This window comes from Streptomyces sp. NPDC048424 (assembly GCF_040651555.1).
Classification (GTDB): Bacteria; Actinomycetota; Actinomycetes; order Streptomycetales; family Streptomycetaceae; genus Streptomyces.
In genome coordinates, this window is the sequence record NZ_JBEZKE010000020.1 from 1 (window position 1) to 16309 (window position 16309).

The 16309-nt window shown below is 70.5% G+C and carries 12 protein-coding genes; 4 read left to right on the forward strand and 8 right to left on the reverse strand.

Translation table 11 applies throughout. The features are described 5' to 3' along the window. Nucleotides 1-115: 115 nt before the first annotated feature. Nucleotides 116-583, reverse strand: coding sequence for an RDD family protein (locus tag AB0D29_RS25820; RefSeq protein WP_362857439.1), 468 nt, complete (start codon nt 581-583; stop codon nt 116-118). A gap of 184 nt (nt 584-767) precedes the next feature. On the opposite strand from AB0D29_RS25820, the gene glnA reads away from it, so the two are divergent. Further along, nucleotides 768-2177 (forward strand): type I glutamate--ammonia ligase, encoded by a 1410-nt coding sequence (glnA, locus tag AB0D29_RS25825; protein ID WP_327413593.1) that lies wholly within the window; start codon nt 768-770, stop codon nt 2175-2177. A 223-nt stretch (nt 2178-2400) separates the two neighbouring features. Further along, nucleotides 2401-2844 carry a hypothetical protein gene (locus AB0D29_RS25830; RefSeq protein ID WP_362857440.1) on the forward strand — a complete coding sequence of 148 codons (444 nt, stop codon included), beginning with the start codon at nt 2401-2403 and terminating at the stop codon, nt 2842-2844. A 138-nt stretch (nt 2845-2982) separates the two neighbouring features. On the opposite strand, the gene AB0D29_RS25835 is transcribed toward AB0D29_RS25830, so the two are convergent. Continuing rightward, nucleotides 2983-3636 (reverse strand): TetR family transcriptional regulator, encoded by a 654-nt coding sequence (locus AB0D29_RS25835; RefSeq protein ID WP_362857441.1) that lies wholly within the window; start codon nt 3634-3636, stop codon nt 2983-2985. A gap of 88 nt (nt 3637-3724) precedes the next feature. On the opposite strand from AB0D29_RS25835, the gene AB0D29_RS25840 reads away from it, so the two are divergent. Next, on the forward strand, nt 3725-4495 hold the full coding sequence (locus AB0D29_RS25840; RefSeq protein WP_362857442.1) for an SDR family oxidoreductase: 771 nt from the start codon (nt 3725-3727) through the stop codon (nt 4493-4495). On the opposite strand, the gene AB0D29_RS25845 is transcribed toward AB0D29_RS25840, so the two are convergent. From AB0D29_RS25845 to AB0D29_RS25870, 6 genes are all read right to left on the reverse strand, one after another. Further along, a complete protein-coding gene (locus AB0D29_RS25845; RefSeq protein WP_351295812.1) occupies nt 4496-5014 on the reverse strand; it encodes a DUF4240 domain-containing protein in 519 nt (172 codons plus the stop codon). Nucleotides 5015-5127: 113 nt separating this feature from the next. After that, complete coding sequence (gene aceE / locus AB0D29_RS25850) at nt 5128-7812, reverse strand: pyruvate dehydrogenase (acetyl-transferring), homodimeric type (RefSeq protein ID WP_362857444.1); 2685 nt, start codon at nt 7810-7812, stop codon at nt 5128-5130. 220 nt (nt 7813-8032) lie between these two features. Continuing rightward, entirely contained in the window at nt 8033-8656 is a 624-nt protein-coding gene (locus AB0D29_RS25855; RefSeq protein WP_030707528.1) for a GntR family transcriptional regulator, read from the reverse strand. Between the two features lie 133 nt (nt 8657-8789). Further along, complete coding sequence (gene sucB, locus AB0D29_RS25860) at nt 8790-10529, reverse strand: 2-oxoglutarate dehydrogenase, E2 component, dihydrolipoamide succinyltransferase (protein WP_362857446.1); 1740 nt, start codon at nt 10527-10529, stop codon at nt 8790-8792. A 53-nt stretch (nt 10530-10582) separates the two neighbouring features. Next, the gene (gene lpdA / locus AB0D29_RS25865; RefSeq protein WP_030765666.1) at nt 10583-11971 is read right to left on the reverse strand and encodes a dihydrolipoyl dehydrogenase; all 1389 of its coding nucleotides are present in this window, start codon (nt 11969-11971) and stop codon (nt 10583-10585) included. A gap of 295 nt (nt 11972-12266) precedes the next feature. Beyond that, nucleotides 12267-13805: a leucyl aminopeptidase gene (locus AB0D29_RS25870; protein ID WP_362857448.1), complete on the reverse strand. Its 1539-nt coding sequence runs from the start codon at nt 13803-13805 to the stop codon at nt 12267-12269. A 345-nt stretch (nt 13806-14150) separates the two neighbouring features. On the opposite strand from AB0D29_RS25870, the gene AB0D29_RS25875 reads away from it, so the two are divergent. Next, nucleotides 14151-16178, forward strand: coding sequence for a hypothetical protein (locus AB0D29_RS25875; RefSeq protein ID WP_362857450.1), 2028 nt, complete (start codon nt 14151-14153; stop codon nt 16176-16178). Nucleotides 16179-16309 lie beyond the last annotated feature (131 nt).

Consider the following 16309-nt stretch of genomic DNA (forward strand, 5'->3'; position numbering starts at 1 on the left):
GACGTGGTCGGCGTCCACCTCGTCGGCGGTGTCGTCGGCTCCCTCCTGGTCGGCCTCTTCGCCCCGAACCGGCCGGTTCGGGGGGCGCCCCTGTGTCGTCTCGTGCTCCGCGGTCCTAGATGCGGACCTGGACGGCGCGGGCCAGCCGGTCGTGCAGGCCGCGGCCGTCCCGGTCCCAGATCAGCGCCGGGATGACCAGGGCCAGCAGCAGCGTGCGCAGGAGCACGCGGCCGACGCCGAGGCGGCCGCCGTTCTCCGAGATCACCCGGAGGCCGAGGATCCGCTTGCCGGGGGTGAAGCCCACGGTGCCGATCGTCAGGACGCTGAGGGCCAGGAAGAGCCACAGGGTCCAGTTGCCCGCCGCGGCCACGTCGCCGCCCGTGATCAGCCCGTACGCGATGAGCTGGCAGCCGATCCAGTCGATCGCGACGGCGCCGAGCCGGCGCCCGAACCGGGCCACGGAGCCGGGTCCCTGCTGGGGCAGGCCGAGCCGCTGACCCGGATAGCCGAAGTCGACGCCCATCTCCTCGGCGGCCGCGCGGGGGCCGGAGAGCCAGGATCCGATTGCCTGTCTGTTGTCCACCCGACCACGGTACCGGTGGCGCCTCACGGCACTCCGGCGGGACCCTGGTTAACTTGTGCGAAACAAATGGGTCATGCTTGAGAAATCCCTTGTGCTTATGGTCGGGTCAGCGTGCGGCACCGCACTGACGCACCACGAGCTATAAAGCCCGCCCTGCCCCGGGGCCGGGAGTAGGAGGAGTTGGATGTTCCAGAACGCCGACGAAGTGAAGCAGTACATCGAGGAGAACGACGTCAAGTTCGTCGACGTCCGCTTCTGCGACCTGCCTGGTGTGATGCAGCACTTCACCATCCCGGCTCGGGCATTCGACCCGGCGGAGGAGCTCGCCTTCGACGGCTCCTCCATCCGCGGCTTCCAGGCGATCCACGAGTCCGACATGGCGCTGCGCGCCGACATCACCACCGCGCGCCTGGACCCGTTCCGCAAGGACAAGACGCTCAACATCAACTTCTTCATCCACGACCCGATCACGGGTGAGGCCTACAGCCGCGACCCGCGCAACGTGGCGAAGAAGGCCGAGGCGTACCTCGCCTCCACCGGCATCGCCGACACCGCGTACTTCGGCCCCGAGGCCGAGTTCTACGTGTTCGACAGCGTGCGCTTCGCGACCACCGCGAACGAGAGCTTCTACCACATCGACTCCGAGGCCGGCGCCTGGAACACGGGCTCCGAGGAGAACAACCGTGGTTACAAGGTCCGCTACAAGGGTGGTTACTTCCCCGTAGCCCCGGTCGACCACTTCGCCGACCTGCGCGCCGAGATCTCCCTCGAGCTGGACGCCCAGGGCCTCCAGGTCGAGCGCCAGCACCACGAGGTCGGCACCGGTGGCCAGGCCGAGATCAACTACAAGTTCAACACGCTGCTGGCCGCGGCCGACGACCTGATGCTCTTCAAGTACGTCGTGAAGAACGTCGCCTGGCGCAACGGCAAGACCGCGACCTTCATGCCGAAGCCGATCTTCGGCGACAACGGCTCGGGCATGCACGTGCACCAGTCGCTGTGGGCCAACGGCGACCCGCTGTTCTACGACGAGGCCGGCTACGCGGGCCTGTCGGACACCGCGCGCTACTACATCGGCGGCATCCTCAAGCACGCCCCGTCGCTGCTGGCGTTCACCAACCCGACGGTGAACTCCTACCACCGCCTGGTGCCGGGCTTCGAGGCGCCGGTCAACATGGTGTACTCGCAGCGCAACCGCTCCGCCGCCATGCGCATCCCGATCACGGGCTCGAACCCGAAGGCCAAGCGCGTCGAGTTCCGCGCGCCGGACCCGTCCTCGAACCCGTACCTCGCCTTCTCGGCGCTGCTGCTCGCGGGCCTCGACGGCGTGAAGAACAAGATCGAGCCGATGGAGCCGATCGACAAGGACCTCTACGAGCTCTCGCCCGACGAGCACGCGAGCGTCCCGCAGGTCCCGACCAGCCTGGACGCGGTCCTCAAGGCCCTGGAGGAGGACCACGAGTACCTCCTGGCCGGCGGTGTCTTCACCCCCGACCTGATCGAGACCTGGATCGACTACAAGCGCACGCACGAGATCGCCCCGATCGCACTGCGTCCGCACCCGCACGAGTTCGAGATGTACTTCGACCTCTAGGTCGCGACCGCTCGCGAACGAGCGTCATGCCTGATGGGAGGCCCCCCGCCACTCTCCACGGAGAGCGGCGGGGGGCCTTTCCCTTTGACAGGGCGGCAGGGGCGGGCGAGGGTGGAATAACCTAAATGCCGTATAAGCGAGACACGTACGGAGGTGCATGAAGATGCGCCGAAGGATCGTTGCAGCATGCCTGGCGGGGGCGGCCGGACTCACGATCGGCCTCATGCCGGTCGCCAGTGCGTCGGCGAGCACCCCCACGGGGGGTGGTGGCAGCTGGAGGTGCTCGGACAACAGCTGGCGTGACGGGCGCTGGGACGAATGCTGCAACCGGGACTGGCGTGACCGTCCGAGCTGGTGCTGGGACGACGGCGGAGTCGGCGGCAACAGCGGACGTCACCACTGGAACAACTGGAACGACTCGAACTGGCGTGACTCGAACTGGAACGACTCCGGTCGCGGCGGCAACGGCGACTGGGGCAGCCACGACTGGGGCAACTGGGGTGGCGGTCGCGGCGGTGACGGCGGCAACGGCGGCGACGGCGGGTGGGGCGGCGTCCGCGGTGGCGACGGCGGCAACGGCGGCGACGGCGGTGGCGGCGGCTGGAGCGGCGGTCGCGGTGGCGACGGTGGCAACGGCGGCGGAAGCGGCTGGGGCGGCGGCCACTGAGACCGATCGCGACACGTACGACACGCACGACACGTACGACACGCACGACACGTACGACACGCACGACACGTACGACGCAGACGACACGAACGACATGTAGGGCCGCGGGCCCGGGCCGGTGCCCCTGTCGCGCTGAACTCAGCGCAGCAGGGGCATCGCGCCCGTGAGGTCCCGCAGGCAGCGGACCGCGAGTTCGGCGGGGGAGCCGGTGCCCGAGACGGGTGCGTCCGTGGTCGACCACAGTTCCAGCGCGACGCGGATCGCGTCCGTGGCCGCCGCGGCGAGCAGCCGGACCTCCAGTGGATCGGCCTCCGGCCCGGCCAGCCGGGAGATCACCGGGACCAGGTGCTCCTCGGAGTCCTGGTTCACGCGGTACCAGACCGCCCGCAGGGCCTGGTCCCCCGCCGCCGCGCGCAGCAGGCCGCGGGTCACCTCCAGGCCCTCCTCGACCGCCTGCGGGCCGCTCAGCGACCGGGTGACGGCGCGTTCCAGCGCCTCGGCGAGGGGCGTGCCGGGGTCCTCCTCGGCCAGCAGCGCGCGCCAGGCGTCACCGCCGCCCGCGAGCAGCGGTGCCACCGCCTCCTGCTTGTTGCGGAAGTAGCGGTAGAAGGTGCGCAGTGCCACCCCCGCGCGGTGGGCGATGTCCTCGGCGGTGGTGCCGTCGGGGCCGTGTTCGGCGAACAGTTCGCAGGCGGCGCGGGCGATGTCGAGCTGGGTGGCGGCCTTGCGGCGCTCGGTCAGCGACTGGGCTCCGGGGCCGGCCTGGGGAGAGTACGGACGAGGGGATCTCACGGGGTGAAGCGTAACCTCCCGCGGCCCAGGGTCATGACATTCCCTGACAGCATGGCAAAACGTGCCACGTCTCGCGTACGCTCGCGCCATGAACCGTTACGAAGGACGTCGCGTCCTCATCACCGGCGGCGGCTCCGGCATCGGCCGCGCCACCGTCCACCGCATCCTCGCCGAGGGCGGCCGGGTCCACGCCGTGGACGTCAGCGAGGCCGGCCTCAAGGTCACCGCCGACCGCGCCGCCGCCGACGGCCACCAGGACCGGCTCACCACCGCCGTGCTCGACATATCCGACGAGAACGCGGTCAAGGAGGGCGTGGCCGCCGCGACCCTCGCCCTCGGCGGGATCGACGTGCTCGTCAACGCCGCGGGCATCCTGCGCTCCGCGCACACCCACCAGACCACGCTCGACCTGTGGAACCAGGTCATCGGGGTCAACCTGACCGGCACCTTCCTGATGATCCGCGAGTCGCTCCCGGCGCTGCTGGCGGGCGACCGCCCGGCCGTCGTGAACTTCAGCTCCACGTCGGCGTCCTTCGCGCACCCCTACATGTCCGCCTACGCGGCCAGCAAGGGAGGCATCCAGTCCATGACCCACGCGCTGGCCGCCGAGTACAGCAAGCAGGGCCTGCGCTTCACCTGCGTCGCGCCCGGCTCCATCGAGTCCGGCATGACCACCGGCAACGGCCCCGGCCTGCCCGAGGACACCGACTGGAGCCTGTTCACCAAGCTCGCCCCGGCCCTCGGCCAGGGCTTCGCCGGACCCGAGACCGTGGCCGGCGTCGTCGCGATGCTGGGCTCCGAGGACGGCGCCTTCATCACCGGTACGGAGATCCGCATCGACGGCGGCACCCACTACTGATCAGGCGCGGAACCGGTCCCACAGCCGGGGGAAGCGCTCCGCCAGCACGGCTTCGTTCTCGAAGTCCAGCGGGGCGCCCTCCGGCTCCGCCGCCTGCAGCGGGACGCCCAGGTCCGGTGCCACCGCCCCGGTCAGCTGCTCGTACGCCTCGTCGGCCGCGTACCCCAGCTCCTCGCCGTCCCCGTCGATCTCCTCGTCGAACTCGCCCAGCAGCTCCGCGAGATGGTCCGGATCGTGCACCCCGCCCTCGAAGACCTCCCGCCCCTGCCCGATCAGCCAGCAGCGGAAGTAGTCGAAGGCGTCGTCGCTCGCCCCGTCGAGCAGCACCCAGGCCGCGCCCCACAGGTCCCAGGTGTACGCGCGGTTGTAGCGCGACTCGAAGTGCCGCGCGAAGTCGAGGACGGAGTCCGGGTCGAGCTGGGCCAGCCGCTCCACGAGCAGCTCGGCGTGTTCCTCGGGGTCGCCGTCGGCGGCCTCGCGGGTACGGTCCACGATCTCCCAGAACTCCGTCTCGTCCATCACCGCTCCAGCATCACGGGTGCGCCCCCGCGCCGCCACCGCTCATACGGCGAAAGGCCGGTGTCCGACCCCCGCGGGGGTGGACACCGGCCTTCCGGCGGTCACTCGGAGCCTCAGAGGCCGTAGCGCTCCCGGGCCTCCTTGACGGCGGACGCCGGCACCTCGCCGCGGCGGGCGAGCTGGGCCAGCGCGGCCACCACGATCGACTGGGCGTCGACACCGAAGTGGCGGCGGGCGCCCTCACGGGTGTCGGACAGACCGAAGCCGTCCGTGCCCAGCGAGGTGTAGTCCTGCTCCACCCACTGGCTGATCTGGTCCGGGACCTGACGCATCCAGTCGGAGACGGCGAGGACCGGGCCCTGGGCGCCTTCCAGTGCGCGGGTGACGTACGGGGTGCGCACCTCGCCGCGCAGCAGCGCCTCGTCGCACTCCAGCGCGTCGCGGCGCAGCTCGCCCCAGGAGGTGGCGGACCAGACGTCGGCCGACACGTTCCAGTCGGCGGCGAGCAGCTTCTGCGCCTCCAGGATCCAGTGGATCGCCGTACCGGAGGCCATCAGCTGGACCTTCGGGGCGTCCGCGGCCGGGGCCGCCTCCGCCAGGTCCGCCGCCGTGTTGAAGCGGTACAGACCCTTGAGGATGCCTTCCTCGACGCCCTCGGGCATCGCGGGCTGCACCTTCGGCTCGTTGTAGACCGTCAGGTAGTAGAAGACGTCCTCGGGCTGCTCGCCGTACATCCGGCGCAGACCGTCCTTGACGATCACCGCGATCTCGTACGCGAAGGCCGGGTCGTAGTTGAGCGACGCCGGGTTCGTGGACGCGATCAGGTGCGAGTGGCCGTCCGCGTGCTGGAGGCCCTCACCGGTCAGCGTGGTGCGGCCGGCGGTGGCGCCGACGATGAAGCCCTTGCCGAGCTGGTCGGCGAGCTGCCACATCTGGTCGGCGGTGCGCTGCCAGCCGAACATCGAGTAGAAGATGTAGAACGGGATCATCGGCTCGCCGTGCGTCGCGTACGACGTGCAGGCGGCGATGAAGTCGGCCATGGCGCCGGCCTCGGTGATCCCCTCGTTGAGGATCTGACCGTCCTTGGCTTCCTTGTAGTACATGAGCTGGTCGCGGTCGACCGGCTCGTACGTCTGGCCCAGCGGCGAGTAGATGCCGGCCGACGGGAAGAGGGACTCCATGCCGAAGGTACGGGCCTCGTCGGGGACGATCGGCACCCAGCGCTTGCCGGTCTCCTTGTCCCGCATCAGGTCCTTGACGAGGCGGACGAAGGCCATGGTGGTGGCCATCTCCTGCTTGCCGGAACCCTTGAGCAGCGGGGCGAAGGAACGGTCCGCCGGAGCCGGCAGGGCGACCTGCTTGACCTTGCGGGCCGGGGCCGGGCCGCCGAGCGCCGCGCGGCGCTCGTTCAGGTACTGGACCTCGGGGCTGTTCGCACCGGGGTGGCCGTACGGGACCTGGCCGTCGGCGAAGGCGCTGTCCGGGATCGGGAGGCCAAGGAGGTCACGCATGTCCTTGAACTCGTCGATCGTCAGCTTCTTCATCTGGTGGTTCGCGTTCTTCGACTCGAACCCGGCACCCAGCGTGTAGCCCTTGACGGTCTGCGCCAGGATGACCGTCGGCGCGCCCTTGTGCTCCAGGGCGGCCTTGTACGCGGCGTAGACCTTGCGGGGCTCGTGGCCGCCGCGGGAGCTGTGGAAGCACTCGGCGATCTTCGCGTCGGAGAGCACGCCGGCCAGCTGCACGAGCTCGGCGTTGGCGCCGAAGAAGTGCTGGCGGATGTAGGCCACGTCGCGGGTCGCGTACGTCTGGAACTGCGCGTCCGGTACCTCGCGCAGGCGGCGTACCAGGGCGCCCGTGGTGTCGAGCTGGAACAGCTCGTCCCAGGCGGAGCCCCACAGCGACTTGATGACGTTCCAGCCGGCGCCGCGGAACTGGGCCTCCAGCTCCTGGACCACGCGGAAGTTGGCGCGGACCGGACCGTCGAGGCGCTGCAGGTTGCAGTTGATGACGAAGGTCAGGTTGTCGAGCTGCTCGCGGGAGGCGAGGGCCAGGGCGGCGGTCGACTCGGGCTCGTCCATCTCGCCGTCGCCCAGGAAGGCCCAGACGTGCGAGTTCGCGGTGTCCTTGATGCTGCGGTTCTGCAGGTAGCGGTTGAAGCGCGCCTGGTAGATCGCGGACAGCGGGCCGAGGCCCATGGACACCGTCGGGAACTCCCACAGCCACGGCAGGCGCCGCGGGTGCGGGTAGGACGGCAGGCCGTTGCCGCCGGACTCCTGGCGGAAGTTGTCGAGCTGCTGCTCGGAGATGCGCCCGTCGAGGAAGGCGCGGGCGTAGATGCCGGGGGAGGCGTGGCCCTGGATGTAGAGCTGGTCGCCCGATCCGTCGGCCTCCTTCCCGCGGAAGAAGTGCTGGAAGCCGGTCTCGTACAGCCACGCGGCGGAGGCGAAGGTGGCGATGTGGCCGCCGACGCCGTACTTGGAGCCGCGGGTCACCATGGCGGCCGCGTTCCAGCGGTTCCACGCGGTGATCTTGGCTTCCATCTCCTCGTCACCGGGGAACTCGGGCTCCGCGGCGGTGGGGATGGTGTTGACGTAGTCCGTCTCCAGCAGCTTGGGGAGCGCGAGGCCGGCGGCCTCGGCGTGCTGGAGGGTGCGACGCAGCAGGTATTCGGCCCGGCGTGTACCGGCGGCCTTGGCGACGGCGTCGAGGGAGGCCGCCCACTCGGCGGTCTCCTCGGTGTCGCGGTCCGGGAGCTGGTCGAGCTCGCTCGGAAGCTTTCCTACGGGGTCGGACATCGCTGTGCGCCGCCTTCCGGGTAATGGAGAGGTGGTGAAAAAATCCCTGACGGGCAGGACAGGGTCGGTGGACCTGGTTGAGGTCCGCGACGACTGTAAATCGCTGATCGATGATCGATCAAATAAAAGTGACGAAGAAACGTCCATCTGACGAAAGTCGGCACCGCGTGCCAGGAAGAAAGGCACGCGGTGCCGGTCAAATGGGGGCAAGCCGGGCGGCTCACGCCCTCGGAGCGCACCCCAGGACGTGCCGCTTCACGAGCAGACCGATGTCCGGGTCCTGGCTGCGGAACGCCTCGACCAGCGCCTCGTGCTCCTCGGCGTAGGACTTCTGGACGGTGCCCAGCCAGCGGATGGACAGGGCCGTGAACACCTCGATGCCCAGGCTCTCCCAGGTGTGCAGCAGCACGCTGTTCCCGGCCGCCCGCACCATCTCCCGGTGGAAGCCCACCGTGTGCCGCACCTGCGCCGTGCCGTCCTCGATGCGGTCGGCCTCCCACAGGGCCGCCACGTGCGGCTCCAGGGCCGTGCAGTCGGCCGCCAGCCGCGGCGCGGCCAGCTCGGCCGCGATCTGCTCGAGGCCGGCCCGGACCGGGTAGATCTCCTCCAGGTCGGCCGCGGAGAGGTTCCGTACGCGCACGCCCTTGTTCGGCGCCGACTCGATCAGCCGCAGGGTCTCCAGCTCGCGCAGGGCCTCCCGTACGGGGGTCTGGCTGACCTCCAGCTCCACGGCGATCCGGCGCTCGACAATCCGCTCACCGGGCTTCCAGCGCCCGCTGACGATCCCCTCCACGATGTGCTCGCGGATCTGCTCGCGCAGCGAGTGCACGACGGGTGGGGTGATCATCGGGGCTTCATCTCCTGGTGGGTGTGCAGGGTCATGCGGGGCCTGATGCGTAGACAATACGGCGGCGCCCCCGCCCGGAAGTATCCCGGACGGGGGCGCCGACAGTGAGGCTGGTTACAAGCCGTTCGGCTCAGAGGCCGAGCTCGACCTCGAACTCGCCGGCCTCGAGGATCGCCTTGACGGCCGAGAGGTACCGGGCCGCGTCCGCGCCGTCCACCAGGCGGTGGTCGTAGGACAGGGTCAGGTACGTCATGTCGCGGATGCCGATGTTGGTGCCCTCGGCGGTCTCGATGACCACCGGGCGCTTCACCGTGGCACCGATGCCCAGGATGGCGACCTGGTTCGGGGGCACGATGACCGTGTCGAACAGCGCACCGCGCGAACCGGTGTTGCTGATGGTGAAGGTCGCGCCCGACAGCTCGTCCGGCGTGATCTTGTTGCCGCGGACCTTGGCGGCCAGGTCGGCGGTCGCCTTGGAGATGCCCGCCAGGTTGAGGTCACCGGCACCCTTGATGACCGGGGTCATCAGGCCCTTCTCGGAGTCCACGGCGATGCCGATGTTCTCCGAGTCGAAGTAGGTGATGGTGCCCTCGTCGTCGTTGATCCGGGCGTTGACGACCGCGTGGGCCTTCAGCGCCTGGGCAGCGGCCTTGACGAAGAACGGCATCGGCGAGAGCTTGACGCCCTCACGGGCCAGGAACGCGCCCTTGGCCTTCTCGCGCAGCTTCATGATCTTGGTGATGTCCACCTCGACCACGGAGCTGAGCTGAGCCTGCGAGTGCAGGGCCTTCATCATGTTGTCGCCGATGACCTTGCGCATGCGGGTCATCTTGACCGTCTGACCGCGCAGCTCGGACACCGCGGCGGCCGGGGCCTTGGCGGCGGGAGCCGCAGCCGGCGCCGGGGCGGCGGCGGCGGCCTTGGCGGCCTCGGCGGCGGCCAGGACGTCCTGCTTGCGGATGCGGCCACCGACACCGGTGCCCGAGACCGTGGACAGGTTGACGCCGGACTCCGAGGCGAGCTTGCGCACCAGCGGGGTCACGTACGCGCCCTCGTCACCGGCGGAGACCGCGGTGGCGGCCGGGGCCGCAGCGGCCACGGGGGCCGGGGCGGCGACCGGAGCCGGGGCGGCCGCGGGGGCCGGAGCGGCAGCGGCGGGAGCGGCCACGGCCGGAGCCGGGGCGGCGGCCGGAGCGGCAGCCTGGACCGGAGCCGGGGCGGCGGCGGCCGGGGCGGCCGCGGGGGCGGCACCGGCGGCGCCGATGACGGCCAGAACGGCGCCGACCTCGGCGGTCTCGTCCTCGCCGATCCGGATCTCCAGCAGCGTGCCGGAGACCGGCGCGGGGATCTCGGTGTCGACCTTGTCCGTGGAGACCTCGAGCAGCGGCTCGTCGGCCTCGACGGACTCGCCGACCTGCTTCAGCCAGCGGGTGACGGTGCCCTCGGTGACGGACTCGCCCAGGGCGGGGAGCACGACATCGGTGCCGGACGCGGCCGGGGCAGCGGGGGCCTCGGCGGCCGGAGCCGGGGCCGCGGGGGCCTCGGCGGCGGGGGCCGCAGCGGCCGGGGCCTCGGCCGCGGGGGCGGCGGCCGGCTCGGCGGCCGGAGCCGCAGCGGCGGCGGGGGCGCCGGAGCCGTCGTCGATGACGGCCAGCTCGGCACCGACCTCGACGGTCTCGTCCTCGGCGACCTTGATGGAGGCCAGGATGCCGGAGACAGGCGACGGGATCTCGGTGTCGACCTTGTCGGTCGATACCTCGAGCAGCGGCTCGTCGGCCTCGACGCGCTCGCCCTCGGCCTTCAGCCAGCGGGTGACAGTGCCCTCGGTGACGCTCTCACCGAGCGCCGGAAGGGTTACGGAAACCGACATGGTTTCAGTTGCTCCTAACGAAAGTGCGGAAGTGGTCGTCGCGCCCGTGACGATTAGTCGTGGGAGTGAAGCGGCTTGCCGGCCAGGGCCAGGTGGGCCTCGCCGAGCGCCTCGTTCTGGGTCGGGTGCGCGTGGATGAGCTGCGCGACCTCGGCCGGCAGAGCCTCCCAGTTGTAGATCAGCTGGGCCTCGCCGACCTGCTCGCCCATCCGGTCACCGACCATGTGGACGCCGACCACGGCACCGTCCTTGACCTGGACGAGCTTGATCTCGCCCGCGGTCTTCAGGATCTTGCTCTTGCCGTTGCCCGCCAGGTTGTACTTCAGCGCCACGACCTTGTCCGCACCGTAGATCTCCTTGGCCTTGGCCTCGGTGATGCCGACGGAAGCGACCTCGGGGTGGCAGTAGGTGACGCGAGGGACGCCGTCGTAGTCGATCGGGACGGTCTTCAGACCGGCCAGACGCTCCGCCACCAGGATGCCCTCGGCGAAGCCGACGTGCGCGAGCTGGAGGGTCGGGACGAGGTCACCGACGGCCGAGATGGTCGGCACGTTGGTCTGCATGTACTCGTCGACCAGGACGTAGCCGCGGTCCATCGCGACGCCCTGCTCCTCGTAGCCCAGACCCTGCGAGACCGGACCGCGGCCGACCGCGACCAGGAGCACCTCGGCCTCGAAGGTCTTGCCGTCGGCCAGCGTCACGCGGACGCCGTTCTCCGTGTACTCGGCCTTGTCGAAGAAGGTGCCGAGGTTGAACTTGATGCCGCGCTTGCGGAACGCGCGCTCCAGCAGCTTCGAGCTGTTCTCGTCCTCGACCGGCACGAGGTGCTTGAGGCCCTCGATGACCGTGATGTCGGAGCCGAAGGACTTCCACGCCGAGGCGAACTCGACGCCGATGACGCCACCGCCCAGGACGATCGCGGACTCGGGCACGCGGTCCAGGACCAGCGCGTGGTCCGAGGAGATGATGCGGTTGCCGTCGATGTTCAGGCCCGGCAGCGACTTCGGCACGGAGCCGGTCGCCAGCAGGATGTGGCGGCCCTGGATGCGCTGGCCGTTCACGTCGACGGAAGTCGGGGAGGAGAGGCGGCCCTCTCCCTCGATGTAGGTCACCTTGCGGGAGGCGACCAGGCCCTGCAGGCCCTTGTACAGGCCCGAGATGACCTCGTCCTTGTACTTCTGGACACCCGCGATGTCGATGCCCTCGAAAGTGGCCTTGACACCGAACTGGGCGGCCTCGCGAGCCTGGTCCGCGATCTCGCCCGCGTGCAGCAGAGCCTTCGTGGGGATGCAGCCGTTGTGCAGGCAGGTGCCGCCGAGCTTGTTCTTCTCGATCAGGGCAACGTCCAGACCCAGCTGGGATGCGCGCAGCGCCGCGGCGTAACCGCCACTGCCACCGCCGAGGATCACTAGGTCGAAAACGGTGCTGGCGTCGTTCGCCACGTCACGTCCTCCATGCATGTGCGCCGGGCACCGGTCCTCTGTGACCGGGCGGCGGCTGGTAATCGGCCGCTTGTTTCTTCGGCCCTGTGGTGGGGGCCCTGTCCTGCCGAGAACCCATCTTCGCATTTGTCGGGGGAACGCGGGACGCCGGGCCCGCACTGTGGACGGAGCTTCTGTCCGAGGTGAGGGTTACCGATGCGTAGAAACGTACGGTTCCCCGATGTTTCGCCATAAGCCGAACGCACCCCGGGCCCCGACCCGGGCCCGGGGTGCGTCACGTCTCACATCCCGGTCGTCAGCCCAGGTCGCCCGTGGCCGTGCGCTCGGCCAGCCGCACCAGGGTGCGCACGGCCGAGCCGGTGCCGCCCTTGGGGGTGTAGCCGTGCGGCGCGCCCTCGTGGAAGGCCGGGCCGGCGATGTCGAGGTGGGCCCAGGTGATGCCCTCGCCGACGAACTCCTGCAGGAAGAGGCCGGCCACCAGGCCGCCGCCCATCCGGACACCCATGTTCGCGATGTCGGCGGTGGGGGAGTCCATGGTCTTGCGCAGCTCCGCGGGGAGCGGCATCGGCCAGGAGGACTCGCCGACCTCCTCGGCGATCTCGTGGATCGACGTGCGGAAGGCGTCGTCGTTCGACATGATCCCGAAGGTGCGGTCGCCGAGGGCGAGCACCATGGCGCCGGTCAGGGTGGCGACGTCGACGATCGCGTCCGGGTTCTCCTCGGAGGCCTTGGTCAGCGCGTCACCGAGGACCAGGCGGCCCTCGGCGTCCGTGTTGAGGACCTCGACGGTCTTGCCGCTGTACATGCGCAGCACGTCACCGGGCTTGGTGGCGGAGCCGGACGGCATGTTCTCGGCGAGCGCGAGCCAGCCGGTGACGTTGACCCGCAGGCCCAGCTTCGCGGCCGCGACGACGGAGGCGAAGACGGCGGCGGCGCCGGCCATGTCGCACTTCATCGTCTCGTTGTGGCCGGCCGGCTTCAGGGAGATGCCGCCCGAGTCGTAGGTGATGCCCTTGCCGACGAAGGCCAGGGTCTTCTCCGCCTTCGGGTGCGTGTAGCTGAGCTTCACCAGGCGCGGCAGGTTCTCGGAGCCCTTGCCGACGCCCATGATGCCGCCGAAGCCGCCCTTGACCAGGGCCTTCTCGTCCAGCACCTGGACCTTGATGCCGTTCTCCTTCGCGGCCGCGGAGGCGACCGCGGCGAAGGCCTCGGGGGTCAGGTCGTTCGGCGGGGTGTTCACCAGGTCACGGGCGACGTTGACCTCGGCCGCGACGACCGCGGCGCGCTCGGCGGCGGCCTTGTGCTCCTTGTCGCGGGGCTTGGCGCCCAGCAGGGCCACCTCGGCGAGCGGGGCCTTCGGGGCCGCGCCCTTGGCCTCCTTGCGGGCCTTGTTCTCGCCGCCCTGGTAGGCGGTGAACGCGTACGCGCCCAGCAGCGCGCCCTCGGCGACGGCGGTGACGGCCGAGGCGTCCTCCAGCGGGAGGGCGAAGGCGGCCTTCTTGGTGCCGTGCAGCGCGCGGGCGGCGGCGCCGGCGGCGCGGCGCAGCACCTCCTCGTCGAACGACTCGTCCTTCTCCGGGACGGAGCCGAGCCCCACCGCCAGCACGACCGGGACCTTGAGGCCTGCCGGAGCCGGCAGCTTGGTGATCTCGCCTTCGGCGCCCGAGGCGCCCAGCGCGTCGAGGACGCCGGCGAGCTTACCGTCGTACGCCTTGTCCACGGCCTCGGCGCCCGCGGCGACCAACGGGCCCTTGGGGCCCTTCGCGACGCCGACGACGAGGGCGTCGGCGCGGAGCGTCGCCGCGCCGGCAGTGCTGAGAGTCAGAGCAGTCACGGTGGTGAAGTCTCGCTTCCGTTTGTGTGTGTGGGCCGAGTGGGTGGACGGCCATCCGTAGCGATCGTATTCGGGCCCGACGGCCTCCAGAAATGAGCCTACGCGCACGGGCTCGCCCGCACGCCACTCGAAGGTTTGGCAAGTTGTTCGATCAAGGGGCCGTCAGGTTCACCCATCCGTGGACTCTGCTCCAGGTTTGCCTCTTAGACCTGACGAGGTCCGAGAGACTCGGTCCACTCTCGCAAGGGGACGCGGGGTTCCTTTGCATGATTTCCACAGAGCCTCCCCGGCCCGGCCGTCCGCCATGGGCCGTGTCGAGGGATGCCTGCGGGGGGAAAGGCCGAAATGGTCAACAAGAATCGGATGAACAGGCTCGCCGCCGTCATGGCCGCAGCAGCCCTGGTGTCCGTGGCAGTACCCGCCGCGTCCGCTCAGGCGGCCGAGGCACCGCGGATCGACCTGAAGGTGCTCGTCGTCGACGACGGCGGCAGCTCGGTCCAGGCGGTCACCGCGGAGCTCCGGGACACCGGAGTGCCGTACACCCGCGTCGAGCTGGGCAGCGCGAGCCGCCCGGTCATCAACGCGGCGTTCCTCAGCGACACCCTCGACGGCCGGCCGCGCGCCAAGTACCAGGGCGTCGTCCTGCCGAACGAGAACCCCTTCGGCGAGGGCTCGGCCGAGATGGCCGCGCTCGCCGCGTACGAGACGACGTACGGGATCCGCCAGGTCGACGCCTACACCTGGTCGCACCCGGGCGTCGGGCTGGAGTACACCGACAACGGCGGCTACAGCGGCCAGCTCGACGGCACCCAGGCCGCGGTCACCCCGGCCGGCAAGGCGGGGCCCTTCGCCTACCTCGGCGGACAGGTCACCTTCGAGGACAACTCCGCCCTCGTCCCCGAGAGCTTCGGGTTCATGGGCAAGCCGCGCCCCGGCTACACCAGCTACCTCGACGCCCCCGTCGGCTCCGGGCGGGCCTCGCTCGTCGGCCAGTACAGCCACGACGGACGCAACGAACTGGTCGTCACCTTCGGCTACAACCAGTACCAGCAGCAGTTCCGGCTGCTCGCCCGCGGCATCGTCGACTGGCTCACCCAGGGGGTCCACCTCGGCCAGAGCCGCAACTACTTCGCGGTCCACGTCGACGACGTCTTCGCCCCCGACGCCCGCTGGAACAAGGACCTGAACTGCACGCCGGGCGACTACGCCTGCGCGGGCGGGGAGGGCAAGGAGAGCACCATCCGGATGACCGCCGCCGACGCCGTCTACGCGGCGCAGTGGCAGACGTCCAAGGACTTCAAGCTCGACATGCTCTTCAACGGCGGCGCCGGCGAGGAGTGGAAGGCCGAGAACGGCGGGGTCGACGCCCTGACCGCCCAGCTCGTCGCCGACCGCGCCAAGTACCGCTGGATGAACCACACCTACACCCACCCGTTCCTCGGCTGCGTCCAGAACACCGCCGTCGTCCCCTGGACGTGCACGAAGAACGCCCAGGGCGCCGTCCAGTACATGAGCCGCGCCGACATCGCCGCCCAGATCCGCGACAACAACAACTGGGCCGCCTCCAAGGGCATCACCACCGACCGGACCGAGCTGGTCACCGGCGAGCACTCCGGCCTGAAGACCGCACCGCAGCAGCCCGTGGACAACCCCAACCTGGCCGGCGCCCTCGCCGACACCGGGGTCAAGTGGGCCGGCAGCGACAACTCCCGCGAGCCCGCCCAGCGGACGGTCGGCTCGGCCCTCACCGTCCCCCGGCACCCGATGAACGTGTACTACAACACGGGCACCAACGCCGAGATGGCCGACGAGTACAACTGGATCTACACCAGCCGCGCCGCCGGTGGCAGCGGCGCCTGCGAGGACAACCCGGGCACCTCCACCTGCCTGCCGGCCGCGCTCGACGTCAACACCGGCTACCTCCAGTACATCGTCCCGCAGGAGGCGCGGACCGCCCTGCGCCACGTACTGGCCAACGACCCCCGCCCGCACTACGTCCACCAGGCCAACCTGGCCGAGGACCGGACCCTCTACCCCGTGCTCAACCAGGTCCTCGACACCTACCGCACCCTCTACGCGCCGAGCGCGCCGATCGTCAACCAGACCATGAAGGACACCGGCGTCGAGCTCCAGCGCCGCGCCGCCTGGGACAAGGCGCTCGCGGACGGCAAGGTCACCGCCTACCGCATCGGCACCACCGTCACCGTCAAGGCGCCCTCCGGAGTCGTCGCCCCGGTCACCGCCCCCACCGGGACGAAGAAGCAGATGCTGCTCGGCACCAGCGACTTCGGCACCGCCTACGCCGGCAGCCGCTCCGCCTGGGCCGCTCCGGAGCTCCTCCAGAGCGCCGTCACGCTCAAGCTGCCCAGCTGACCTTCCGTCCCGCCCGAGCCGGCCGGCTGACCGTCCGTCACGTTCAGGCTGCCCGGCCGACCGTCCGTCCCGCAAGCCGTCACGAGCAACACCCAGCGCCGGCGCTCCGCACACCCACGGGCGCCGGCCCC